Genomic DNA, 23,039 nt, shown 5'->3' on the forward strand with positions numbered 1-23,039 from the left:
TGCACGACCGCGACGGACGACACGGGAGCAGGCCTTGGCCCCTTCAGCACGGACGACCAGGCACATTTTCGTCACCGGGGGAGTCGCCTCCTCGCTGGGTAAGGGCCTCACCGCCTCCAGCCTCGGCAACCTGCTCACCGCGCGCGGCCTGCGCGTGGTCATGCAGAAGCTCGACCCCTACCTCAACGTCGACCCGGGGACGATGAACCCGTTCCAGCACGGCGAGGTCTTCGTCACCGAGGACGGCGCCGAGACCGACCTCGACGTCGGGCACTACGAGCGGTTCCTGGACCGGGCGCTCTCCGGCAAGGCGAACGTCACCACCGGGCAGATCTACTCGGAGGTGATCGCCAAGGAGCGGCGCGGCGAGTACCTGGGCGACACCGTCCAGGTCATCCCGCACATCACCAACGAGATCAAGTCGCGGATCCTGGCGATGGCCGACCCGGACGACGACGGCCAGGTGCCGGACGTGGTGATCACCGAGGTCGGCGGCACCGTCGGCGACATCGAGTCGCTGCCGTTCCTGGAGTCGATCCGCCAGGTCCGCCACGACCTGGGCCGCGACAACTGCTTCTACCTGCACGTCTCGCTGGTGCCGTACCTGGCGCCGTCGGGCGAGCTGAAGACGAAGCCGACCCAGCACTCGGTGGCCCAGCTGCGCAGCATCGGCATCCAGCCCGACGCGCTGGTGCTGCGCTGCGACCGGGAGATCCCCGACAAGGTCAAGCAGAAGCTGTCGCTCTACTGCGACGTCGACCGCGAGGCCGTCACCGCCGCCCCGGACGCGCCGAGCATCTACGACATCCCGAAGGTGCTGCACCGCGAGGGCCTCGACGCGTACGTGGTGCGCCGGCTCGGCCTCTCCTTCCGGGACGTCGACTGGGCCAGCTGGGACGACCTGCTGGACCGGGTGCACCAGCCCCGGCACACCGTCACCGTCGCCGTGGTCGGCAAGTACGTCGACCTGCCCGACGCGTACCTGTCGGTCAGCGAGGCGATCCGGGCCGCCGGCTTCGGCCACCGGTCCCGGGTGCAGCTGCGCTGGGTGCCCAGCGACGAGTGCGTCACCCCGTCCGGCGCGGCGGCCGCCCTGGCCGGTGTCGACGGCATCGTCATCCCCGGCGGCTTCGGGGTGCGCGGCATCGAGGGCAAGATCGGCACCGCCCGGTACGCCCGGGAGAACGGCATCCCGCTGCTCGGCCTCTGCCTCGGCCTGCAGTGCATGACCATCGACGTGGCCCGGCACCTGGCCGGCCTCGACGGCGCCAACTCGCTGGAGTTCGACGAGGAGGCCGCGCACCCGGTCATCGCCACCATGGCCGACCAGGAGGACATCGTGGCCGGCAGGGGCGACCTGGGCGGCACCATGCGGCTGGGCGCGTACCCGGCGGCGCTCGCCGAGGGCTCGCTGGTCGCCGAGGCGTACGGCAGCACCGAGGTCAGCGAGCGGCACCGGCACCGGTACGAGGTGAACAACGCCTACCGCGACGCGCTGACCAAGGCGGGCCTGCACATCTCCGGCACCTCGCCCGACGGGCGGCTGGTCGAGTTCATCGAGCTGGACCGGGACCTGCACCCGTTCTTCGTGGCCACCCAGGCGCACCCGGAGCTGAAGAGCCGGCCGACCCGGCCGCACCCGCTGTTCGCCTCCTTCGTGAAGGCGGCGGTGGCCTACTCGGAGGCCGACCAGCTCCCCGTCGACCTGGAGGCCGCCGAGAGCGCGGCGGCGCAGAACGCCGCCCGCAACGGTGGCGCCGCCGCGAAGGCGACGTCGGCCTCGTGAGCGAGCGTAGCGAGCGAACCATCGGGCACCGCTGCGCGGCGCCTCGCGCCGCTGGCACGCGAAGCGGGGCGGCGGCGTGAGCGAGCGTGGCACCGGGCCCGACAGCGGCGTGCGCGCCGTCGAGCACCGCTACGAGGTGCGCTCCCGCACCGAGCGCTACCGGGGTCGGATCTTCGACGTGGTCAGCGAGGAGGTGACCATGCCGGGCGGCGGGACGGGGGTCCGCGACTTCGTCCGGCACGTCGGCGCGGTCGCCGTGGTGGCGCTCGACTCCGCCGGCCAGGTGGTGCTGATCCGCCAGTACCGGCACCCGGTGGGGCGGCACCTGTGGGAGCTGCCGGCCGGGCTGACCGACGTCTCCGGCGAGGACCTGGCCGCCGCCGCGGTCCGGGAGCTGGCCGAGGAGGTCGACCTCACCGCGGGGCGGATCGACGTCCTGGTGGACCTGCACAGCTCGCCGGGCTTCACCAACGAGCTGGTCCGGGTCTTCCTGGCCCGGGACCTGGCCGACGTGCCGGCGGAGCAGCGGCACGAGCGTCGCGAGGAGGAGGCCGACCTCCAGGTCGTCCGCATCGACCTGGACGAGGCGGTCGGCATGGTCCTCGCGGGCGAGATCACCAACGCCTCCTGCGTGGCCGGGCTGCTCGCCGCCGCCCGGGCCCGCGACACCGGCTGGTCGGCGCTGCGCCGGGCCGACGCGCCCCTGCCGGGCTGAGCCGGGAAGAACGTGAAGGGGCCGTGCGGTACGTCCGCACGGCCCCTTTCGTCGTTCCGGGTCGTCAGTCGCGCAGCGGCCGGCCCTGCCCGTCGACGCCACCGTTGATCAGGATCAGGACGCCGTCGACGAGGCCCCAGATGCCGCCGATGCCGCACGTCACGAGGGACACGATGAGCTGGATGACGCCGGTCTTGGTGTCGCCCATGTAGAAGCGGCCGACGCCGAAGGTGCCCAGCACGATCTGCAGGACGCCCGCGACGACCTTGCTCTTGTCGGAGACACCCGACGGGTACCCGGGCTGGTTGGGGAAGCCGGGCTGGTAAGGAGGTGTGGTCATGAGGCGACACCCTAGTGATCCACTGCTCTCCTGTCCGCAGCGGCACCCGAAGAGTGGGACGATAATGGATGAACACTGTCCTGACGGCTGAGGCGCGGGTCCCACCGCCGGCCCGGTTCACGCCTGACACATCGTCAGCGGGTGCGGGCACCGGATGTCACTGTGCTGCCTCATCGGGGGCGGCGACGCGCCTAGACTGCCGCCGGCGGGACCGGTGGACCGCGGCGGCAAAGGGGCCGTCGTGGCACCGCGCAGTCGGGGGAGCGCAGCCCCGAAGAGAGGTGTCTGCATCGTGAAGGTCGGAATCCCACGCGAGGTCAAGAACCACGAGTACCGCGTGGCGATCACGCCGGCGGGCGTCAACGAGTTCGTCCGCAGCGGTCACCAGGTCTTCGTCGAGTCCGGCGCCGGCGTCGGGTCCAGCATCGGCGACGACGAGTTCACCGCCGCCGGTGCCAAGATCCTGGCCACCGCCGACGAGGTGTGGGAGACCGCCGAGCTGGTGCTCAAGGTCAAGGAGCCGATCGCCGAGGAGTACCACCGGATGCGCGAGGGGCAGGTGCTCTTCACCTACCTGCACCTGGCCGCCTCGAAGGCGTGCACCGACGCGCTGGTCGACCGCAAGGTCACCGGCATCGCGTACGAGACCGTCGAGCTGCCCGACCGGTCGCTGCCGCTGCTCGCCCCGATGTCCGAGGTGGCCGGTCGCCTCGCCCCGCAGGTGGGCGCCTACCACCTCCAGCGGCAGGGCGGCGGGCGCGGCATCCTGATGGGCGGCGTCTCCGGCGTGTACGCCGCGAAGACGGTGGTCATCGGCGCCGGCGTCTCCGGCATGAACGCCGCCGCGATCGCGCTCGGCCTGCAGGCCGAGGTGCTGCTGCTGGACAAGAACGTCGCCCGGCTGCGCCAGGCCGACGCCATCTACCGGGGCCACCTGCAGACGGTCGCCTCCAACGCGTACGAGATCGAGCGGGCCGTGCTGGACGCGGACCTCGTCATCGGCGCGGTGCTGGTGCCCGGCGCGAAGGCCCCGACCCTGATCTCCAACGAGCTGGTCTCCCGGATGAAGCCGGGCAGCGTGCTTGTCGACATCTCCATCGACCAGGGCGGCTGCTTCGAGGACTCGCGTCCCACCACGCACGCCGAGCCGACCTACCAGGTGCACGACTCGATCTTCTACTGCGTGGCGAACATGCCGGGCGCGGTGCCGCACACCAGCACCTACGCGCTGACCAACGTCACCCTGCCGTACGCGCTGGAGCTGGCCAACCACGGCTGGCGCGAGGCGCTGCGTCGCGACCCGGCGCTGGCGCTGGGCCTGAACACCCACGACGGGCAGGTCACCTACGGCCCGGTCGCCGAGGCGCACGGCATGGCGCCCCTCGCGCTGGCCGACGCGCTGGCCTGAGAGGTGGCGGGCTGACCGGCACACCGGACGGGGCCGGCGCGGGCGTGGAGCCCGCGCCGGCCCTGCGTCGTGCCGTCCGCGGCTACCTCGACCACCTCACCGTCGAACGGGGACTGTCGGCGAACACGCTCGCGTCGTACCGACGGGACCTGGAGCGCTACCTGGCCACCCTGGCGGCGGCCGGCGTGCCGGACCTGGCCGCCGTCGGCCCGGGGCAGGTCGAGGCGCACCTGGCCCGGCTGCGCGCCGGCGACGAGGAGCATCCGCCGCTCGCGGTGGCCTCCGCCGCGCGGGCGGCCAGCGCGGTACGCGGCCTGCACCGGTTCGCGCTGCGCGAGGGGCTGGCCGGCGCCGACCCGAGCCGGGACGTCCGCCCGCCCACGCCGCCGCGCCGGCTGCCCCGCGCGCTGCCGGCCGACGCCGTGGTGCGGCTGCTGGAGACCGCCGGGTCGCTGACCGCCGCCGGCGACCAGGCGCCGCTCGCGCTGCGCGACCGGGCGCTGCTGGAGTTCCTGTACGGCACCGGGGCGCGGATCTCCGAGGCGGTCGGCGCCGCCGTGGACGACCTGGACGTGGACGAGGGCACCGTGCTGCTGCGCGGCAAGGGCGGCCGCACCCGGCTCGTCCCGGTCGGGGGGTGCGCCGTCGAGGCGGTACGGGCCTGGCTGGTGCGGGCCCGCCCCGGGCTCGCCGCCGCCGGCCGGGGCACCCCGGCGGTCTTCCTCAACGCCCGCGGCGGCGCGTTGACCCGGCAGGGCGCGTGGACCATCCTGCGTCGCGCCGCCCAGCGGGCCGGGCTGCCGGTGGACGGCCCGGAGGCGGTCTCCCCGCACACCCTGCGCCACTCCTACGCCACTCACCTGCTCGACGGCGGCGCGGACGTACGGGTGGTGCAGGAACTGCTCGGCCACGCCTCGGTGACCACCACCCAGGTCTACACCCTGGTCACGGTCGAGCGGCTCCGCGAGGTGTACGCCACCGCCCATCCCCGGGCGCGGGGTTGACCCGCCCGGCTCCGGCTCCGGTCCCGGTCCCGGTCCCGGTCCCGGTCCCGGTCCCGGTCCCGGTCCCGGTCCCGGGCGTGGGGCCGACCGTCGGCCGTCCCGCCGGGGCCGGCCGGACCCCGGTCTGCTCCGGTGGCCGCCGGCCAGTCCACGCGGCGCGACGGTGTCCGGGGCGGCGCGCGCAGCACGCCGCCGGTGGCTGGCCTGGTCGGCGGGGCGGCGACACGCCGAGCGGGTGCGACCGGGCCGCCGGGCGGTGGCGTACAGTCGGCATCGGCGCGGACCTCCTGGGGCGATGGTGATGCAGACCGGGGTGCGCAGCGGCGCCGCGAAGGACGTCGGACGGCTCCGACGCCGGGTGGTCGTCGGGAGGGGGCAACGAGCACATGGCTGGCAACGGTGACCGTGCCGAGACCTGGACGTCGGAGCTCCGCGAGCAGCAGGCCACGCTCGGGGCGGATCTCGGTCCGGCGGATCCGGCGGCATACACGATGCGTAAGCCGATTCCCGAGCCGATGCCGACCGACCGGCACGGCCCGGCGCGGATCATCGCGATGGCCAACCAGAAGGGTGGTGTGGGCAAGACCACCACGACCATCAACCTGGGCGCCGCACTGGCCGAGTACGGCCGCAAGGTGCTGCTTGTCGACTTCGACCCGCAGGGCGCCCTCTCGGTCGGGCTGGGGGTCAACCCGCACAACCTCGACCTGTCGGTCTACAACCTGCTCATGCAGGACGACGTCACCGCCGAGGACGTCCTGATCAAGACCGACGTGGCGGGGCTGCACCTGCTGCCCGCCAACATCGACCTCTCCGCGGCCGAGATCCAGCTGGTCAACGAGGTCGCCCGGGAGATGGCCCTGGCCCGTGTGCTCCGGTCAGTCCGCAAGGAGTACGACTACATCCTGATCGACTGCCAGCCCTCGCTGGGCCTGCTGGCGATCAACGCGCTGACCGTGGCGCACGGCGTGCTCATCCCGCTGGAGTGCGAGTTCTTCAGCCTGCGCGGGGTGGCCCTGCTGCTGGACACCATCGACAAGGTGCGCGAGCGGCTCAACTTCGACCTGGAGCTCGAGGGCATCCTCGCCACCATGTACGACAGCCGCACCACCCACTGCCGCCAGGTGCTCCAGCGGGTGGTGGAGGCCTTCGGCGACAAGGTCTACCAGACGGTGATCACCAAGACCGTCAAGTTCCCCGAGTCCACCGTCGCCGGTGCCCCGATCACCACGCTCGACCCGGCCTCGTCCGGCGCCCGCAACTACCGTCAGCTGGCCCGCGAGGTGATCGCCGCCCAGGCCGAGCGGTAGGCCGGCGTGCACCTTCGCGCCGAGCGGGCCGGGGCGTGGACTACGGTCTTCCGGTGACCGCGCCACCCCTCGACCCTCCGACGACGCCGGAGCAGCCGCCCGTACGGGCCGCCGAGGCCGTCGCCGAGGTGCCGACGGATCCGGCCGGCGTGCCCGAGGCGGCGGTGGAGAGCGGCGGGTTCACCGTCCGGCTGGCGAACTTCACCGGCCCGTTCGACCTGCTGCTCCAGCTCATCGGCAAGCACAAGCTCGACGTGACCGAGGTGGCGCTGCACCGGGTCACCGACGAGTTCATCGCCTACATCCGCGCGATGGGCGACCAGTGGGACCTGGACGAGGCCAGCGAGTTCCTGCTCATCGCCGCGACGCTGCTCGACCTGAAGGCGGCCCGGCTGCTGCCCGCCGCCGAGGTCGAGGACGAGGAGGACCTCGCGCTGCTGGAGGCGCGGGACCTGCTCTTCGCCCGGCTGTTGCAGTACAAGGCGTACAAGGAGGCGGCGGCGCACATCGCCGCGCTGGAGGAGGTCGGCGGCCGGCGGTACCCCCGCGCGGTCACCCTGGAGGCCCGGTACGCCGACGCGCTGCCCGACCTGGTGCTCGGCATCGGCCCGGAACGGCTGCTGAAGCTGGCGATCAGGGCGATGACGCCGAAGCCGGTGCCCGAGGTCTCCATCGCCCACGTGCACATGGTCCGGGTCAGCGTCCGGGAGCACGCGGGCATCCTCACCGAGCGGCTGCGCCGGGTCGGCACGGCCACCTTCTCGCTGCTCTGCGCCGACTGCGAGGCCACCCTGGAGGTGGTGGCCCGGTTCCTGGCCCTGCTGGAGCTCTACCGGGAGGGCCTGGTCGCCTTCGTCCAGGAGCAGGCCCTGGAGGAGTTGACCGTACGCTGGACCGGTCCTGCCGACGGCGGCCCAGACCTGCACGTCGACGAGTACGCCGGCACCCCGCCCGAGTCGGCGGGCTCCGATCCGTTGCCGGCCGCGTCGGCCGAGCGGCGGCCGGTGTGGGACGGCACGGTGGACGAGAGCGGCTCAGGCGCGGTCGCAGGTGCGCTGGCGGCCGACACCGCATCGGCGGCGGACGCCGGGCCGGCCGTGCTCGACAGCGACTCGATGCCGGGTGCGACGGCGGACGCCGAATCGGTGGTCGACAACGGATCGGCGCCGCCTGCGGTGGCGGACGTCGGTTCGGTGGCCGACGCCGGAACGGCAGAGGCTGACAGCGGGGCGGCGTCGGGTGTGGCGGCGCTGGAGAGCGGGACGTCGCCGGGTGTGCCGGCGGACGAGAGCGGGGCGGCGACGCCGGAGGAGCGAGCGGGATGAGCAGCGACGAGCGTCGGGACTCCCTGGCCGACCAGGCCGCCGCCTGGGTGCCGCCCTGGCAGCGCCCCACGACCCCCGCCGCGGCCCCCGAAGCCGGAGATCTTGGTAGTTCCGCGCCCCCTGAGGGGCCTGAACCTACCAAGATCTCCGAGGACTCCGACGCCGCACGGGAGGCGGGTGCGGGGGCGGGCTTCGAGGATTCCGACGCCGCGCCCGGCGCGGAGGTGGGCTCGGGCGCGGCGACTGCCAACGGGGATCAGCCCAGGGAGCCGGCAGGACCTGAGGAGCCGGCATCGGCGGCTGGGCTTGAAGCGCCGGCACCGGCGGCTGGGCCTGAGGAGCCGGCACCGGTGGCCGGGTCGGCGGGGCCTGCAGGGTCGGCGGGGGAGAGCGGGGCCGCGGTCGGGTCGGCGGGAAGTGGAGCGGCGGGGGAGAGCGGGGCTGCGGTCGGGTCGGCGGGGCGGGGACCGACGGGGGGCGTACCCGCGAAGGGGCTGGCGGGGCGGCGGCGGGCGGTGCCCGAGCCGGCGCCGGAACTCGACGACGCGGAGCTGCGCGGGGCGCTGGAGGCGATCCTGCTGGTGGTGGACGAGCCGGTCAGCGAGCTGGTGCTCGCCCAGGTGCTGGAGCAACCCGCCGAGCGGATCGGGCCGGTGTTGGACGAGATCGCCGCGGGCTACACGGCCGCCGGACACGGCTTCGAGCTGCGTCGGGCCGCGGGTGGCTGGCGTCTCTACACCCGCCCGGAATACGCCACCTACGTGGAACGGTTCGTACTGGACGGGCAGTCCGTGCGGCTGACCCAGGCCGCGCTGGAGACACTGGCCGTGGTCGCCTACAAGCAGCCCGTGACCCGGTCGCGGATCTCCGCCATCCGGGGTGTCAACTGCGACGGGGTGATCCGTACCCTGGTCTCCCGCGGGTTGGTCGAGGAGTGCGGCACCGAACCGGACAGCGGGGCGTTCCTCTACCGGACCACCACGATGTTCCTGGAGAAGCTCGGGCTGAACAGCGTCGACGACCTCCCGCCGCTGGCCCCGTTCCTTCCCGACGACGTAGAAGAGCTTGCCGATGCCACGCGATGACCGCACGCCCCGCCCCGACGCGCCCGCCTTCGAGGGGGCCGAGCGCCTGCAGAAGGTGCTGGCCGCCGCCGGCGTGGGTTCCCGGCGCGCCTGCGAGGACCTGATCTTCCGTCGCCGGGTCACCGTCGACGGCCGGGTCGCCCAGCTCGGCGACAAGGTCGACCCCGCCACCGCCGTGATCCACGTCGACGGCGAGCGCCTCGTCGCCGACACCCGACTGGTCTACCTTGCCATGAACAAGCCCCGCGGGGTCGTCTCCACGATGGCCGACGAGAAGGGCCGCACGGCGCTCGCCGACTTCCTCGGCAACCGGGTGGAGCAGCGGGTCTACCACGTCGGGCGGCTCGACGCCGACAGCGAGGGCCTGCTGCTGCTCACCAACGACGGCACCCTCGCGCACAAGCTGATGCACCCGTCGTACGGGGTGCAGAAGACGTACCTGTGCGAGGTGTCCGGGCCGATCCCGCGCAACCTCGGCAAGCGGCTGATGGCCGGCGTGGAACTCGAGGACGGGCCGGCGAAGGTCGACTCCTTCCGGGTGGTGGACACGCTGGGACGGACCGCCCAGGTGGAGCTGAGCCTGCACGAGGGACGCAAGCACATCGTCCGCCGCCTGCTCGGCGAGGCGGGCCATCCGGTGAGCCGGCTGGTGCGTACCGCGATCGGGCCGATCCGGCTGGGCGACCTGCGCGCCGGGCGGACGCGGCGGCTGACCAACGCGGAGGTCGCCGCCCTGTTCAAGGCCGTGGGTGACTGACCCCCGAGTTCGGGGTACGGCTGCCGGTAGGCTCCCTGGCGGCCCGGCGCGGGCGGCGCCCACCGGGCGGCGCGACGCCGGGCATCATTGAGAACGTTTGGACAACCGCTCGCGACACATCCGGTGTTTCGTGAGGTACGGGCTGAGGAGGACGACGGTGGAGGAAAACGAACGGGCCGGGCGATGTGTGGTCGCTGTGGACGGACCGTCCGGTTCGGGTAAGTCCACCGTCTCCCGGCGGCTCGCCGTCGGCCTCGGTGCCCGCTATCTCGACACCGGCGCCATGTACCGCGCCATCACCTGGGCGGTGCTGCGCTCGGGGGTCGACTTGACCGACGCCGAGTCGGTGGCCAAGGTCGCCGGCGAGGTGGACCTGCGCATCGGCACCGACCCGCAGGGGTACGGCGTGACCGCCGACGGCGTGAACGTCGACGCCGAGATCCGTGGGCCGGAGGTGACCGGGGCGGTCTCCGCCGTAGCCGCCGTGCCGGCGGTGCGCGCGCTGCTGGTCACCCGGCAGCAGGAGATGATCACCAATGCCGGCCGGATCGTGGTCGAGGGCCGCGACATCGGGTCCGTGGTGGCCCCGGACGCCGACCTGAAGGTCTACCTCACCGCCTCCGAGGCGGCCCGGGCCGCCCGACGCAGCGCCGAGGATGCCGCCGACGTGGCGGCGACGGCGGCCGACCTGGCCCGGCGGGACCGGCTCGACTCGACGCGCAAGGCCGACCCGCTGACCCAGGCCGCCGACGCCGTGGTGCTGGACACCACCGAGTTGGGCATCGACGAGGTCGTCGGGCGCCTGCGCGACCTGCTGACCGATCGGGGTGTGGCATGACCGACACCGACGGGTGGATCGAGCTGCGGGAACCGGACGTCGACACCGAGGAGCCGACCGGGCCGCAGCCGGTCGTGGCCGTGGTCGGCCGCCCCAACGTGGGCAAGTCGACCCTGGTCAACCGGATCATCGGGCGCCGTCAGGCGGTCGTCGAGGACGTCCCCGGGGTCACCCGGGACCGGGTGCCGTACGACGCGCAGTGGGCCGGCCGGCAGTTCACCGTGGTGGACACCGGCGGCTGGGAGCCCGACGCCAAGGACCGGGCCGCCGCGATCGCGGCGCAGGCCGAGACGGCGGTCGTCACGGCCGACGTGGTGCTGTTCGTGGTCGACGCGATGGTCGGCTCGACGGACGTGGACGAGGCGGCCGTACGGATGCTGCGCCGCAGCGCCAAGCCGGTGATCCTGGTCGCGAACAAGGCCGACAACACCGCCATCGAGATGGAAGCCACCTCGCTGTGGTCGCTGGGCCTGGGTGAGCCGTACCCGGTGTCGGCGCTGCATGGACGTGGCTCCGGCGACCTGCTCGACGCCATCATGGCCGCGCTGCCGGAGGCCCCGAAGATCGTCGAGAACCGCCCGCGCGGCCCGCGCCGGGTGGCCCTCGTCGGCCGGCCGAACGTCGGCAAGTCCAGCCTGCTCAACCGCTTCTCGGGCGAGGAGCGGGCGGTCGTCGACTCGGTCGCCGGCACCACCGTGGACCCGGTCGACAGCCTGGTCGAGATCGGCGGGGAGACCTGGCAGCTCGTCGACACGGCGGGCCTGCGCAAGCGGGTCGGCAAGGCCAGCGGCACCGAGTACTACGCCAGCCTGCGGACCGCCGGGGCGATCGAGGCCGCCGAGGTCGCCGTGGTGCTGCTGGACTCCAGCGAGCCCATCAGCGAGCAGGACCAGCGGATCCTGTCCATGGTCACCGAGGCCGGGCGGGCGCTGGTGATCGCCTTCAACAAGTGGGACCTGGTCGACGCCGACCGCCGGTACTACCTGGACAAGGAGATCGAGCGCGAGCTGCGCCGCATCCCGTGGGCGATCCGGCTCAACCTGTCGGCGCAGACCGGCCGGGCGGTCGACAAGCTCGCGCCGGCGCTGCGCAAGGCCCTGGCCAGCTGGGAGACCCGCGTACCGACCGCGCAGCTCAACTCGTGGCTGACCGCGCTGGTGCAGGCGACCCCGCACCCGGTGCGGGGCGGTCGGGCGCCGAAGATCCTCTTCGCCACCCAGGCGGGCGTGGCGCCGCCGCGCTTCGTGCTGTTCACCACGGCTCCGCTGGACGCCGGCTACCAGCGGTTCGTCGAGCGCAAGCTGCGCGAGGAGTTCGGCTACGAGGGCAGCCCGATCGAGATCTCCGTACGCCCCCGCAAGAAGCTCGGCCCCGGCGGCCGGGGCAAGGCGCACGGCTGACCCGCCCGATCTGAAGCCGGGTGGGAGCACGCTCCCACCCGGCTTTTCCGCTGCCCATCAACTTCCCTATCCTCCTAGGATGCTGTAGGGGATGTGCGCGGGACGACGCGTTCCGGCGCGGGAGGGGGCAGTGCGGACGGCGCGAAGATCCTGCGCTAAGCTGTACCGGCTGTCGCGGGGAGATCCGCGCGAGAGCATCGGGACGTGGCGCAGCTTGGTAGCGCACTTGACTGGGGGTCAAGGGGTCGTCGGTTCGAATCCGGCCGTCCCGACGGGTATTGAGCAGGGCATCCACAAGATCATCGATGATCTTGTGGTCACGGACGTGGTCACAGTGATCGCTACGGTTGAACCGTCGGTCTCACGTCGTGACCACGGGGGTGCCCTCATGACCGTCAGCAGCTACCGCCTCAGCGGCAACAAAATCGCCTGGTACTACGTCATCGACCTGCCACCAGGGCAGGATGGCAAACGGCGCCAGCAGAAGCGTCGCGGTTTCCCCAGTCAGAAAGCCGCAGCGGCTGCTGAAAAAGCCGCGCTGCAGTCTTTCGGGCATGCTGGCCTGGCTGCCGACGGCAGCGTCGCCGCTGAACTGCAGGGATGGCTGGACGAACGAGAACTCGATGTCGAAGAAACCACGCTGTGCAACTACCGTGACCTGATCCGGTGCTACGTCAATCCGCACATCGGCTCCCGGCAGCTGTACGCCTTGGACAAGCGCGTCCTCCACGAGCTCTACAAGACGCTGCTTCGCTCGGGCAACAAGAACGGCGGACCGCTGTCGGCCACGACCGTCCGCAATGTCCATCGGGTCCTCATGAAAGCCTTCAAGGACCTGGGTATCAGCATCGAAGGCGTGCGTCAGCCCAAGAAGGTTCAGCGGCAGACGATGGGCCGCAAGGGTGTGTGGACGGCGCCACAAGCCGCCGCCTTCTTGAAGTTCCATGCGACGCATCGGCTTCACGCGGCCTGGGTGCTCGCCGTCGTACTGGGCATGCGGCGCGGTGAGCTGGCCGGCTTGAAATGGACGAGGCTCGACCTCGCGCGGGGAGTCTTGTTCGTGGACTGGCAACGGACGACGACGAGCGCGGGCGTGGTGGAGAAGAGCCCGAAGGGCAGGAGTACGCGCCCCATCGCGATCGGAGGACTCGTTGTCGCGGTCCTCGAAGCCCATCACGAAGCGCAGGCGGCTGAGAAGGCCGCCGCGGGCATCGCCTATCAGGATCTGGGCTACGTCTTCTGCCGGGAGGACGGCAAACCGTACTACCCGAAGTACTTCACTGACAAGTGGGAACTCGCGTGCCGTGCGGCGGGCCTGCCTGTGATTGCTCTGCACGATGCGCGTCATACGTCGGCTACCGCCGGTGCGGATGGGGGCGTGCCCGAGCACGTGATGCAACACCGGCTCGGCCACGCCGAGGGGCGTACGACCAGAATGGTCTACACCCACGTCCTGCCGGACGCCGAACGAAGAGCAGCCGAACTCATGGAGCGCGCCCTGCTGTCGGGACATTGAGGGTGGTGGACTCCGGTACCGGATCACCTCCGCGTGCGCGGGGAGCAGGCCGGTGCGGCCTGGCGGTCCGGTTCGGCCGGCGGATCACCCCCGCGTGCGCGGGGAGCAGAACAAGCAGAGACCCGCAGACTTCGGGCACGCGGGATCACCCCCGCGTGCGCGGGGAGCAGTCCCGGAGCGCCCGGGCGCCGATGTTCTGGTTGGGATCACCCCCGCGTGCGCGGGGAGCAGCCTCAGCCCGTCGGCACCATTGATGGCACCCTGGGATCACCCCCGCGTGCGCGGGAAGCAGCCGGAGGGTGGTCGCGGTATGAACCCGTTCGACGGATCACCCCCGGGTGCGCGGGGAGCAGGACTGCCCCGCCTGCACGGAGGGCGCCCAGGAGGGATCACCCCCGCGGCGCGGGGAGCAGCCCACGGGCGCGACTGCCGGACCCCCGGCGCGGGGATCACCCCCGCGTGCGCGGGGAGCAGCGGGCACCGCTCGGCCCGGTACTGCGCGAGGGCGGATCACCCCCGCGTGCGCGGGGAGCAGGCCCGTTCGGTGATCAAGACCAGCTTGGGGGAGGGATCACCCCCGCGTGCGCGGGGAGCAGGCCGAGATCTGGCAGGCGCACCGCGAGACCCGGGATCACCCCCGCGTGCGCGGGGAGCAGCCGCCCGCGCCGAACCCGGTCCCGTCGTTACCGGGATCACCCCCGCGTGCGCGGGGAGCAGAACCGGCCGTCGTTCATGGGCGAGGGCCTGTACGGATCACCCCCGCGTGCGCGGGGAGCAGTCCACGCCACAACTGGCACAGCGGGCCGTGGGGATCACCCCCGCGTGCGCGGGGAGCAGGACACCACCGACCACCCCGAGGGACGGGTGATCGGATCACCCCCGCGTGCGCGGGGAGCAGTCGATGGGCTTTCAGGCCCGCAACGGCAAGGCCGGATCACCCCCGCGTGCGCGGGGAGCAGTCACGTAGCCAAGATGATGGATGGCGGCGAGGAGGATCACCCCCGCGTGCGCGGGGAGCAGGTGCCGGCGGTCCAGGACCAGGACCCGGGAGCCGGATCACCCCCGCGTGCGCGGGGAGCAGCCTCCCATCAGGGGAGAGCGGGGCCGCTGCACGGGATCACCCCCGCGTGCGCGGGGAGCAGCTGGAACCTCAACGTCCGGGAGATCGACGTCCCGGATCACCCCCGCGTGCGCGGGGAGCAGTCGTGGGGGGACTACACATGCGCGCGCTACGCCGGATCACCCCCGCGTGCGCGGGGAGCAGGCCTTGTTTTCCCGCTTGATCTCCGCCCTGCGGGGATCACCCCCGCGTGCGCGGGGAGCAGCTGCTGACCGCCCGGCCGCCGACTGGGGTCGGGGGATCACCCCCGCGTGCGCGGGGAGCAGTCGTTCGGGCCCGCCCAACCGACGCGGTTGTGGGGATCACCCCCGCGTGCGCGGGGAGCAGGCGATGCGCGGTGCGTCATCCCACGGCCGCGCCGGATCACCCCCGCGTGCGCGGGGAGCAGGCCTCGCCGAACATCACGGCGGCGGCCGGCACCGGATCACCCCCGCGTGCGCGGGGAGCAGGATTACACGCCGTGCCTGCTGTGTTGACTCAGCGGATCACCCCCGCGTGCGCGGGGAGCAGAACGGCCGAATCCCGTGGACAGGGCAGATCGAGGGATCACCCCCGCGTGCGCGGGGAGCAGAACTCCATCGGGTCATGCGCACTCCCCCACAGGGGATCACCCCCGCGTGCGCGGGGAGCAGCTCCCGGCGGAGGCACACCGGCCGGGGTTCACGGGATCACCCCCGCGTGCGCGGGGAGCAGCTGACCCCCCTGGGGGGGACACCAAGCTATCAGGGATCACCCCCGCGTGCGCGGGGAGCAGAACGTCCACCCGATCGAGTACCCGATCACCGCAGGATCACCCCCGCGTGCGCGGGGAGCAGCGCCGGTGTCGTTCGCGGCCACGGAGTGGATGGGGATCACCCCCGCGTGCGCGGGGAGCAGGTTCACCGGGGCGACCAGCGTCGCGCCGACGCCGGATCACCCCCGCGTGCGCGGGGAGCAGCACCCGCCGGACATGGCCCGATCGAACGTGTCGGGATCACCCCCGCGTGCGCGGGGAGCAGGGTACTCGCCGAGCTGGGCGTGGAGCCAGCGTCGGATCACCCCCGCGTGCGCGGGGAGCAGACATGGCGTGGCCTGACGACGAGGACTTGCCCGGGATCACCCCCGCGTGCGCGGGGAGCAGCTGATAGGCCTGACCACCTTCGGCATCACGGCGGGATCACCCCCGCGTGCGCGGGGAGCAGGTGATCTCGGGGGTCTGGCGGCGGGGTGCGCTAGGATCACCCCCGCGTGCGCGGGGAGCAGGGTGCGATGAACGCCGCCCAGTAGAAATCGTCGGGATCACCCCCGCGTGCGCGGGGAGCAGGCGTTGCCGAGCTGCCGGACCCGCTCCCGCTTGGGATCACCCCCGCGTGCGCGGGGAGCAGCTCGCGGTGGGTACCGCGATGCGGCACTCCACGGGATCACCCCCGCGTGCGCGGGGAGCAGCGCTCCCGGCTGCTCATGTTCGACGTGCTGCGCGGATCACCCCCGCGTGCGCGGGGAGCAGCGTGGTGGTGCCATGAGGCCAGTCTCCGACGCAGGATCACCCCCGCGTGCGCGGGGAGCAGTAGCCGCCGCCCTCGCCGGGCGCATTCACCAGGGGATCACCCCCGCGTGCGCGGGGAGCAGGGGGGCGACGTGCGCGCGATGAAGTCGAACGGGGGATCACCCCCGCGTGCGCGGGGAGCAGTGCGGCTGCGGTGGGGCGCCGCCGACGCCCTGAGGATCACCCCCGCGTGCGCGGGGAGCAGGTCGCGCCCGGTCCCTCCACGCCGCGTCGCAGGGGATCACCCCCGCGTGCGCGGGGAGCAGCGCTTACGTCCCAGCCTCGGAACATCTTTGCGAGGATCACCCCCGCGTGCGCGGGGAGCAGACTTTCTGACCTGCGGCTTTAGAGATCGACAGAGCGGCTTTCCTTCACTTTGGCCCGCAAGATCGTCCTTCCAGAGCCGGAGGCCCTATTTGACGAGATCCTCAGTGCAGGATACCGGGCGTGTGGATCACCCCTGCGTGCGCCGGGCGCAGGTGATGCCCATATCGACCGGACTGGGCGCCGACAGTCACCCCTTCATACGCGGAGAGCAGCCGCAGGAAGGTCAATCGGCATCGTCAGTGCGGGGGTCACCCCGCGTGCGCGGGAGGCAGGTGTCATCACCGCGGCGGTGCGCCAGGGCTATCGGATTAACCCCGCGTACGCGGGGAGCAGTTCGCCGCCTCGTTGTGCGCCAGCCGCAGACCGGATCACCCCCGCGTGCGCGGGGAGCAGGTGAAGGACCACATGTCAACGCCGGCTGAACTTAGGCTCTGGCACACATTTTGTGATTGATCTTGGTGGTGGCTCATGGTGTGGCGAGGACGCGTTTGCGGAGGAGGTCGAGGTTCGCGCGGCCGTACATCTGTCGTTTGATCGTTTTGATGCGGTTGACGTGACCCTCGACTGGGCCTGAGCTCCAGGGTTGGGTGAGGCCAGCGACGACGGCGTCGCGGTCGCTGATCAGGCCAGCGGCGAAGCCGCGCAGTTCGGGGTATCCGGCGTTGCGGGCACGTTCGATCCAGACGTCGAGGTGTTGTCCGGTGCCTTGGTGGCGGACCAGGGCTGCGAATCCGCGGGCGAGGTCGGCGATGGTGTCGAGGTCGGGGCAGCGGTTGCGGGCGTCGGCGAGGTCGGTGTGGTCGTCGGCGGTGAGTTTGTGTCCGGGTCGCATGATCCAGGCGGTGATCCGCCGGGCCGACGGCACCCGGACTGCGGTCGGCGGGTGGGTCGGGTGCGGTTCGTGGTGAGCCAGTCCCGCAGCACCCGCAGGGTGCCCTGATAGCCGCGGGCCAGGATCTCGGCGTGCAGGTGCGCTGTCTCATGGACACCGTCGGTGAGTCGTTGCCGCAGGTAGAGGTGAAACGGTGCGAGGACGCTGGGTCGGCTGCTGGCGTTCGGGCCGATCAACGCCTCGGCGGTGGCGGCGTGAGCGTATTTGCGGGCGGTTTTGACGTTCATGTCGAGTCGGCGGGCCGTCGCCTTGATGGACAGTCCTTCGGCGCGTAGGGCGTGCACGGCCGCGTGGCGTTGGCGGGTGTTCGCCGCCCGCCGTCCCGTGGTTCCCGGCTCGGTGGTGGCCGGCGCAGCCAGGGCAGGTATCGGATCTGTGTGCTCGCGTAGGCACCGGCGGTGCCCACGGATGACCTTCTCGACCGTGTCGCTGAGGTTCTTGAGCAGGTGCCACCGGTCGGCGACCTGGACCGCGTCGGGTGCGCCTCTGCGAGCGCCGTCGGCGTAGCTGCCGCCCCGGTCGCGGCAGATGACCTGCACCCCGGGGTGCTCGCGCAGCCATGCGGCGAGGGTGTCGGCAGTGCGGTCAGGCAGGACATCGATCGGCCGGCGGGCGTGCATGTCGAGCAGCACCGTGGCGTAACGGTGCCCACGACGACGGGCGAAGTCGTCCACGCCCAGCACCGTCGGCGTCACCACCGGCGGGTCAGGCATCCTCCGGATCATCCGGATCAACGTCATCCGCGACACCGACACCGCCAACCGCTGCGCCAACCGGCTGCCCGGACGGCCACCCAACGCCACCGCGACCGCTTCCAAGTCACCCGCCGCCAACAACGTGTGACGGGCATACCGGCGGGTCAGACCGGGCACCTGCTCAACGAACGTCCGCCGCCGGCACCCGACGTTGGCGCACGTGAACCTGCGGACCGTCAACGCGACCAGCACCTCATGGCCGCCCAATCTGACGTCGGCCAGCCGGCGCACATAGGAACCATGCAGAGTGGTCGACCAGATTCCGCAGGCTCCGCACGCGGCCCGCACCGTCCGTGTCGCCGCGTCGATCCTGACCCCGACGCCGCGGACCACCACCGCTTCCAGCCGCAGGCCCACCAGATGCGGAAGCACCGTCACGATGATCTCCACCCCGGCACCCAACCCGAACCACCGACGAGCACGACTCACAAAATGTGTGCCAGAGCCTGAACTTTGGCTCTGGCACACATTCTGTGATTGATCTTGGTGTCAGCTCATATTGTAGCTAGGACTCGTTTGCGGAGGAGTCGAGGTTCGCCCGGCCATACATCTGCCGCTTGATCGTCTTGATGCGGTTGACCTGGCCTTCGACCGGGCCTGAGCTCCAGGGCTGGGTAAGGCCGGCGAGAACGGCGACGAAACGGTTCCATGGTTCGGCTACCCGGACATCGCGGCCGACCATGCCGTCGAGCAGATTGCTGGCATGGTTGTTGCGGCGGGCTTCGCGGACATCGCGGTGGGGCTGGCTCGGGTACGCGAGGTGGTCGGGCAGCCGCCACCACGATCGAGGCCTGGTGGCCGCAGATTCACGCGTTCCTGCATACCGGCATCACCACTCAGGCTCAGAAGGCACCACCCGCGAAATTAACGATCGCCCGCGACGGCCTACGGCTTTCGCAACCCCGGAGAACCAGCGCCTACGCACCGCACCGCCACCAGCCGGCGCCACCGCGGACACCTCAAGCCCGCTGAACTTCGAAGAGCCGTCAAACGTCGAGGCGGCCAGGAACCCATGACGGGACGGGTCGGAGGCCGGGTGGTAGTCGGTTGCGGGGCCGTGAATGTTCGGGGTGGATGATGTCAGGATGACGGGGGACCAGGACCGGCCGGCGCGGGGCGACGTCATCGAGATTGGCGGCTCGACCCGCGAGGGCGCCGCCTCCCACTGGCGGCGGCGGCCGAAGTGGCTGCCGTTGGTGCTGGCCGCCGGGGTCGGGTTGGCCGTGTACGCGCGTACCGGGGCCGACCGGGTTCCGCCCCCGGCGAGCCGGTCGCCGGCGCCGGCGGTCGCGTCGTCGGCACCCGAGGCCACCGCCCCGGCCACCCCGGGGCCAGCCACGACCGGAGCGCCACCTGCGGTCACTGAAGTCGGCCGGCCCCTGCTCGGGATCACCGGCGGTTGGCAGTTGTACGGCCGGGGGCCGGACACGGTAGTCCGGATCGAGTTCGCGCGGGGCCGGGTGAGCATCACCCCGGTGCGGGCGCTGCTGAGCACCGGCCCGGTCAGCTTCCTGCTCTCCCCGGACGGGGTGGTTATCCGTCCCGTCGACGCGGTGGAGGGCTATCGGGTGCCTGACGGCCGGCCGGCGACGGAGACGACCAACGACCTTGACCGGTCCGGGGCGATGCTGCCCGGGCCGGATCCGGAGTCGGTGTGGGTGTCCAACGGTGACGGCGTGCGGCCCAGGATGCTGCTGGCCCGGTTCGACGGCAGGGCCACCGGTGTGGAGATCGCCCTGCCTATGGGGGTCAGCAGCTTCGCCCAGCCGGACGGGGCTGGTTATCCGGCGATCACCGCGACCGGCGGGGTCTACACCATCCGTCTCGACGGGGTCCGCCGAATCACCACGGGCGACCTGGTAGCCGTCGGCCCGCGCCATTGGCTGGCCCGGGAGTGCGACGAGCGTCTGCGGTGCACGGGCGTGCTGATCTCACACCCCGGCGGTGCCCGGCGGGCGGTCACGCTGCCGGCCGAGATCACCGCCTTCGACCGCGGGGCGATCTCCGGTGACGGTCGGATGGCCGCCCTGGTGGCCATGAACGCCACCGGCGCGCCCCGGGTCCATTTGTTGGATCTGCGCTTGGGTGTCGTTCGTGTGCTGGGCCTGCCGGTGGAGGCCAGTCCGGGGTCCGTGGTCTGGTCCCCGGACGGCAAGTGGCTGTTCGTCACCGGACTGGACGGGCAACTTGCCGCCGTCGACGCGGCGACCGGCCGGTCGCGGGATCTCGGCGTCCGGCTGCCGCAGGTGAGCCAGCTCGTGGTCCGGCCCGCCGCCCGGTAGTCCGGTCGGTGTCCGAACCGGTCGGCGGGACAGTCATCGTGCTGCAGTCAGGACTGCGTATCGGATGGCGGTGGCTGTAGTCCGGTCGACCGGTTTCGCCGGCTTGCGCGGTGTCGGCGGGGGCCTTCGCGTGTGCTGGCCTGTGCCGCAACTGTCGGTGACGGTGTGATTCGGTCGCATGGGTCCGGACGGACCAGAGACCGGCGTGGGCGCAGGCTTGAGGGAGGTGGGGTCCGACGCCGTCGTCTCCGACGGTCACTACGTCAAGCCCGACGAAGCCAGGCCACCATCACCCGCCTCCACCATGCCGGCTGCGCCGTCCTCTGGCTCGCACCCGACAACAATGGCTGGCCGTCCAGGGTCTACGACCACACCACCACCGTCACCGTTGATGACCCCACCACCTGCATCGACCTCATCGGCCAAGCCGCCATCGACGCCCTACCAGGGCCTAGGAGAGGCCGGACCGGGCTCTCGGCGATCGCGTCGGGAGCCCGGTCCGGCCCGCCCGGTCACACCGCAGGGCTTCATTCCACATCTGCGAACGCCCCTGCTTGCATCGAAACGGAGAGCAGCATGCCCGACAGTGGGCAGCGCCTACTGGGCCTGGGCGGCCAGCGGCTTCTCGGCGGCTGAACCCTGGGACGCCGCCGCCGCCGGCGACGACGTGGCGCGGGCGGCGGCGATCGCGGCCTGTCCGGACGGCACCATGATCGCCACGATCATCACGGCGATGGTGACCAGGCCAGCCACGATCAGCAGGGCTTGGACGCTGATGACGTCGGCCAGCGGGCCGAACACCACCATGCCGATCGGGGTGGCCAGGGCCATCACGATGCCGACGTAGCTGAACACCCGGCCGTGCTTCTCCGGCTCCACCGTCTCCTGGATCAAGGTCATGAACGGGGTGGAGAACAGGGGAACCGCGAACCCGAACAAGAACATGAAGCCGTAGAAGACCCACAGGTTGGTGCTGAGGCCCATAGCTACGGTGAAAATCGCGAAGCCGAAGGTGGAGATCAGGACCAGTCCGATCCGGCTGCGCTTGGCCAGCCAGGTGGAGATCAACGCTCCGCCGAGCACCATTCCTACGCTGAACGCGATCTCCAGTACGGCCAGCATCCACTTTTCGCTACCGAAGGTACGGGCCACCATCAGCGGCGTCACGAACGACGGCGCGACGGTGAGCATGAAGATGATCGCGAAGACCAGCAGCAGCCAGCGGACGATCCGGTGGGTCCAGATGTACCGCATACCCTCGACCAAATCCTGTCGATAGGTCGTCGTAGCCTGGGTCGCCCGATCCAGGGTGGGCACTGCGACCAGGGCCAGCAGCCCGATGCCGATCACGGCGGTGATCACGTCCAGGAAGAAGACCGGCACCACTCCGAAACCGGCGTAGATGGCGGCAGCCGCCGCCGGAGCCAGCAGGGCCATCGCGGAGCTGATGGTCTGGAACATGCCGTTGACCCGCATCAGCTGGTCAGCCGGCACGATCTGCGGGATGATCGCCTGCACCGTCGGTGTCTGCACCCCGGCCCCGAACGAGCGGACCGCGACGGCCAGCAGGATCACCCACAGGTCGGTGATGCCGTTCAACATCAACAGGGCCAGGACCAGCGTCGCCGCCGCGATGCCCGCATCGGCGATGATCGTCAGCGTCTTGCGGTTCATCCGGTCGGCCAGCACCCCGCCGAAGATCGACACGACACCCTGGGGGGCGAACGCGCAGACGGCATAGAGCGCGACCGCCAGACCGGACTTGGTCTCGAGCGTGACGTACCACATAACCACGTACTGGACGACCATTGAACCGAACAGCGACACGGTCTGGCCGGACAGGAAGAGCGCGACGTTGCGTTTCCAGTGTGCGGGTGCCGGCGCGGGACTGGTCTCGGAGGCAACGCTTGTCTCGGGCACGGTCTCCTCAATCAGGGCAGTCGGCAGCGCCGGCAAAGGTAACCGCAGGGTGTGACACCGTCGGGCGCCGGCGAAGGGCCCAGCCCGGTTCGAAAGGCCGGTTCACCCGTACGTCGGAGTACTCGCCCGATCACCCCAACCCGGCAACCGTCCGGGCGGAGCCGCGGTCACGCCTAGTGAAGCAGTTGATTTCCGGCAGCGTGAAAGCTGTCGTGGCGCGCCCAAGACTGTACCGTTGCAGGGAGGCTGCGGCTCGCAATTTCATCGGGAGCGGTGCTGGCGCACCGCCCACCTACACAGGGCGCTTCCACAGACCTCCTGGGCGGTCCTTGCGGAGGTCGCTCCGTGGCCGTCACCGTCTTCTGGTGGCATCACTCGCTCTAGCCTGTGTTTCGTAAGCGGGCGTGGCAGGGTGAGGTCACGGCGTGGCGGTGATCGATAGCTGAAGAGGTCTCCCGGTAAGTGGGTTAGCGACCAAGCAAACCTGAATACCGGTGGTGGTCTGTCTCGCCGTTGGTCTCGCGCTGGGCATCGCCGGGGGCAGCGGAACACTGGTCAGTCAGGTCGCCGGCACGGCGGTGCTTGTCGACAGGAGTTGGTCGATGCCCCCGAGTGCGCGGGGACCAGGGAACCCTCGGCGCGCCGGCCGGCGTCGGCCTGGGATCACCCCCGCGTGCGCGGGGAGCAGTCGCCCACGACGACACGACCACCGCGCGAACGCGGATCACCCCCGC

Annotated in this window: 16 protein-coding genes, 1 tRNA gene, 1 pseudogene and 2 CRISPR repeat arrays (1 of these 20 running past the window's edge); of the genes and pseudogenes, 13 read left to right on the top strand and 5 right to left on the bottom strand. The window is 71.6% G+C overall.

The annotated features are described in order from the left end of the window. Positions 1-34 precede the first annotated feature (34 nt). Positions 35-1,786, top strand: a complete 1,752-nt coding sequence (locus tag ABZ573_RS25830) for a CTP synthase (RefSeq protein WP_151455222.1) — start codon at positions 35-37, stop codon at positions 1,784-1,786. Between the two features lie 109 nt (positions 1,787-1,895). Beyond that, positions 1,896-2,501, top strand: a complete 606-nt coding sequence (locus tag ABZ573_RS25835; RefSeq protein ID WP_358121631.1) for an NUDIX hydrolase — start codon at positions 1,896-1,898, stop codon at positions 2,499-2,501. A 64-nt stretch (positions 2,502-2,565) separates the two neighbouring features. Here the strand turns inward: ABZ573_RS25835 and ABZ573_RS25840 are convergent, their stop codons facing one another. Next, entirely contained in the window at positions 2,566-2,907 is a 342-nt protein-coding gene (locus tag ABZ573_RS25840) for a TM2 domain-containing protein (protein ID WP_327031199.1), read from the bottom strand. 226 nt (positions 2,908-3,133) lie between these two features. On the opposite strand from ABZ573_RS25840, the gene ald reads away from it, so the two are divergent. From ald to ABZ573_RS25890, 10 genes and pseudogenes are all read left to right on the top strand, one after another. Continuing rightward, positions 3,134-4,249, top strand: coding sequence for an alanine dehydrogenase (gene ald, locus ABZ573_RS25845; RefSeq protein ID WP_151455220.1), 1,116 nt, complete (start codon positions 3,134-3,136; stop codon positions 4,247-4,249). A gap of 11 nt (positions 4,250-4,260) precedes the next feature. Continuing rightward, positions 4,261-5,253 (top strand): site-specific tyrosine recombinase XerD, encoded by a 993-nt coding sequence (locus ABZ573_RS25850; protein WP_358121633.1) that lies wholly within the window; start codon positions 4,261-4,263, stop codon positions 5,251-5,253. 386 nt (positions 5,254-5,639) lie between these two features. Then, entirely contained in the window at positions 5,640-6,563 is a 924-nt protein-coding gene (locus ABZ573_RS25855; protein ID WP_121397670.1) for an AAA family ATPase, read from the top strand. Positions 6,564-6,598: 35 nt separating this feature from the next. Next, positions 6,599-7,507 (top strand): annotated as a pseudogene (locus ABZ573_RS25860) (ScpA family protein); the annotation flags it as partial. A gap of 605 nt (positions 7,508-8,112) precedes the next feature. Continuing rightward, entirely contained in the window at positions 8,113-8,973 is an 861-nt protein-coding gene (gene scpB, locus ABZ573_RS25865; RefSeq protein WP_358121635.1) for an SMC-Scp complex subunit ScpB, read from the top strand. Beyond that, positions 8,960-9,730, top strand: a complete 771-nt coding sequence (locus ABZ573_RS25870) for a pseudouridine synthase (RefSeq protein WP_121397673.1) — start codon at positions 8,960-8,962, stop codon at positions 9,728-9,730. The genes scpB and ABZ573_RS25870 overlap by 14 nt, the downstream gene beginning before the upstream one ends. A gap of 157 nt (positions 9,731-9,887) precedes the next feature. Continuing rightward, positions 9,888-10,568, top strand: coding sequence for a (d)CMP kinase (gene cmk / locus ABZ573_RS25875; RefSeq protein ID WP_151453735.1), 681 nt, complete (start codon positions 9,888-9,890; stop codon positions 10,566-10,568). Beyond that, positions 10,565-11,968, top strand: a complete 1,404-nt coding sequence (gene der / locus ABZ573_RS25880; protein WP_132234404.1) for a ribosome biogenesis GTPase Der — start codon at positions 10,565-10,567, stop codon at positions 11,966-11,968. Before cmk ends, der begins: the two co-directional genes overlap by 4 nt. A 198-nt stretch (positions 11,969-12,166) precedes the next feature. Further along, positions 12,167-12,240, top strand: a tRNA-Pro gene (locus tag ABZ573_RS25885). A 116-nt stretch (positions 12,241-12,356) separates the two neighbouring features. Continuing rightward, complete coding sequence (locus ABZ573_RS25890; protein WP_358121552.1) at positions 12,357-13,484, top strand: site-specific integrase; 1,128 nt, start codon at positions 12,357-12,359, stop codon at positions 13,482-13,484. Positions 13,485-13,504: 20 nt separating this feature from the next. Next, positions 13,505-16,456: direct repeats of the CRISPR family, unit length 28 nt; unit sequence GGATCACCCCCGCGTGCGCGGGGAGCAG. A 466-nt stretch (positions 16,457-16,922) separates the two neighbouring features. On the opposite strand, the gene ABZ573_RS25895 is transcribed toward ABZ573_RS25890, so the two are convergent. The 3 genes from ABZ573_RS25895 to ABZ573_RS25905 form a co-directional block, all read right to left on the bottom strand. Then, on the bottom strand, positions 16,923-17,177 hold the full coding sequence (locus tag ABZ573_RS25895; RefSeq protein WP_358121637.1) for a transposase: 255 nt from the start codon (positions 17,175-17,177) through the stop codon (positions 16,923-16,925). Continuing rightward, a complete protein-coding gene (locus ABZ573_RS25900; RefSeq protein WP_358121554.1) occupies positions 17,078-18,493 on the bottom strand; it encodes an ISL3 family transposase in 1,416 nt (471 codons plus the stop codon). Before ABZ573_RS25900 ends, ABZ573_RS25895 begins: the two co-directional genes overlap by 100 nt. A 115-nt stretch (positions 18,494-18,608) precedes the next feature. Further along, positions 18,609-18,785, bottom strand: coding sequence for a hypothetical protein (locus ABZ573_RS25905; RefSeq protein ID WP_358121556.1), 177 nt, complete (start codon positions 18,783-18,785; stop codon positions 18,609-18,611). Positions 18,786-19,188: 403 nt separating this feature from the next. Here ABZ573_RS25905 and ABZ573_RS25910 point away from each other — a divergent pair, with 403 nt between their 5' ends. Next, positions 19,189-20,385: a hypothetical protein gene (locus ABZ573_RS25910; protein ID WP_358121558.1), complete on the top strand. Its 1,197-nt coding sequence runs from the start codon at positions 19,189-19,191 to the stop codon at positions 20,383-20,385. Between the two features lie 597 nt (positions 20,386-20,982). On the opposite strand, the gene ABZ573_RS25915 is transcribed toward ABZ573_RS25910, so the two are convergent. Further along, positions 20,983-22,341 (bottom strand): MFS transporter, encoded by a 1,359-nt coding sequence (locus ABZ573_RS25915; RefSeq protein ID WP_358121560.1) that lies wholly within the window; start codon positions 22,339-22,341, stop codon positions 20,983-20,985. A gap of 563 nt (positions 22,342-22,904) precedes the next feature. After that, a CRISPR array of direct repeats spans positions 22,905-23,039; the repeat unit is 20 nt; unit sequence GGATCACCCCCGCGTGCGCG (it continues 1,600 nt past the right edge of the window).

This window comes from Micromonospora sp. NPDC007220 (genome assembly GCF_040634035.1).
Lineage (GTDB): Bacteria > Actinomycetota > Actinomycetes > Mycobacteriales > Micromonosporaceae > Micromonospora > Micromonospora reichwaldensis.

Bases quoted from the DNA above. Each gene is read 5' to 3' on its own strand.
- ABZ573_RS25855 (WP_121397670.1), top strand. From the start codon at position 5,640: ATGGCTGGCAACGGTGACCGTGCCGAGACCTGGACGTCGGAGCTCCGC.
- ABZ573_RS25870 (WP_121397673.1), top strand. From the start codon at position 8,960: ATGCCACGCGATGACCGCACGCCCCGCCCCGACGCGCCCGCCTTCGAG.
- der (WP_132234404.1), top strand. From the start codon at position 10,565: ATGACCGACACCGACGGGTGGATCGAGCTGCGGGAACCGGACGTCGAC.
- ABZ573_RS25890 (WP_358121552.1), top strand. From the start codon at position 12,357: ATGACCGTCAGCAGCTACCGCCTCAGCGGCAACAAAATCGCCTGGTAC.
- ABZ573_RS25905 (WP_358121556.1), bottom strand. From the start codon at position 18,785: ATGGTCGGCCGCGATGTCCGGGTAGCCGAACCATGGAACCGTTTCGTC.
- ABZ573_RS25910 (WP_358121558.1), top strand. From the start codon at position 19,189: ATGACGGGGGACCAGGACCGGCCGGCGCGGGGCGACGTCATCGAGATT.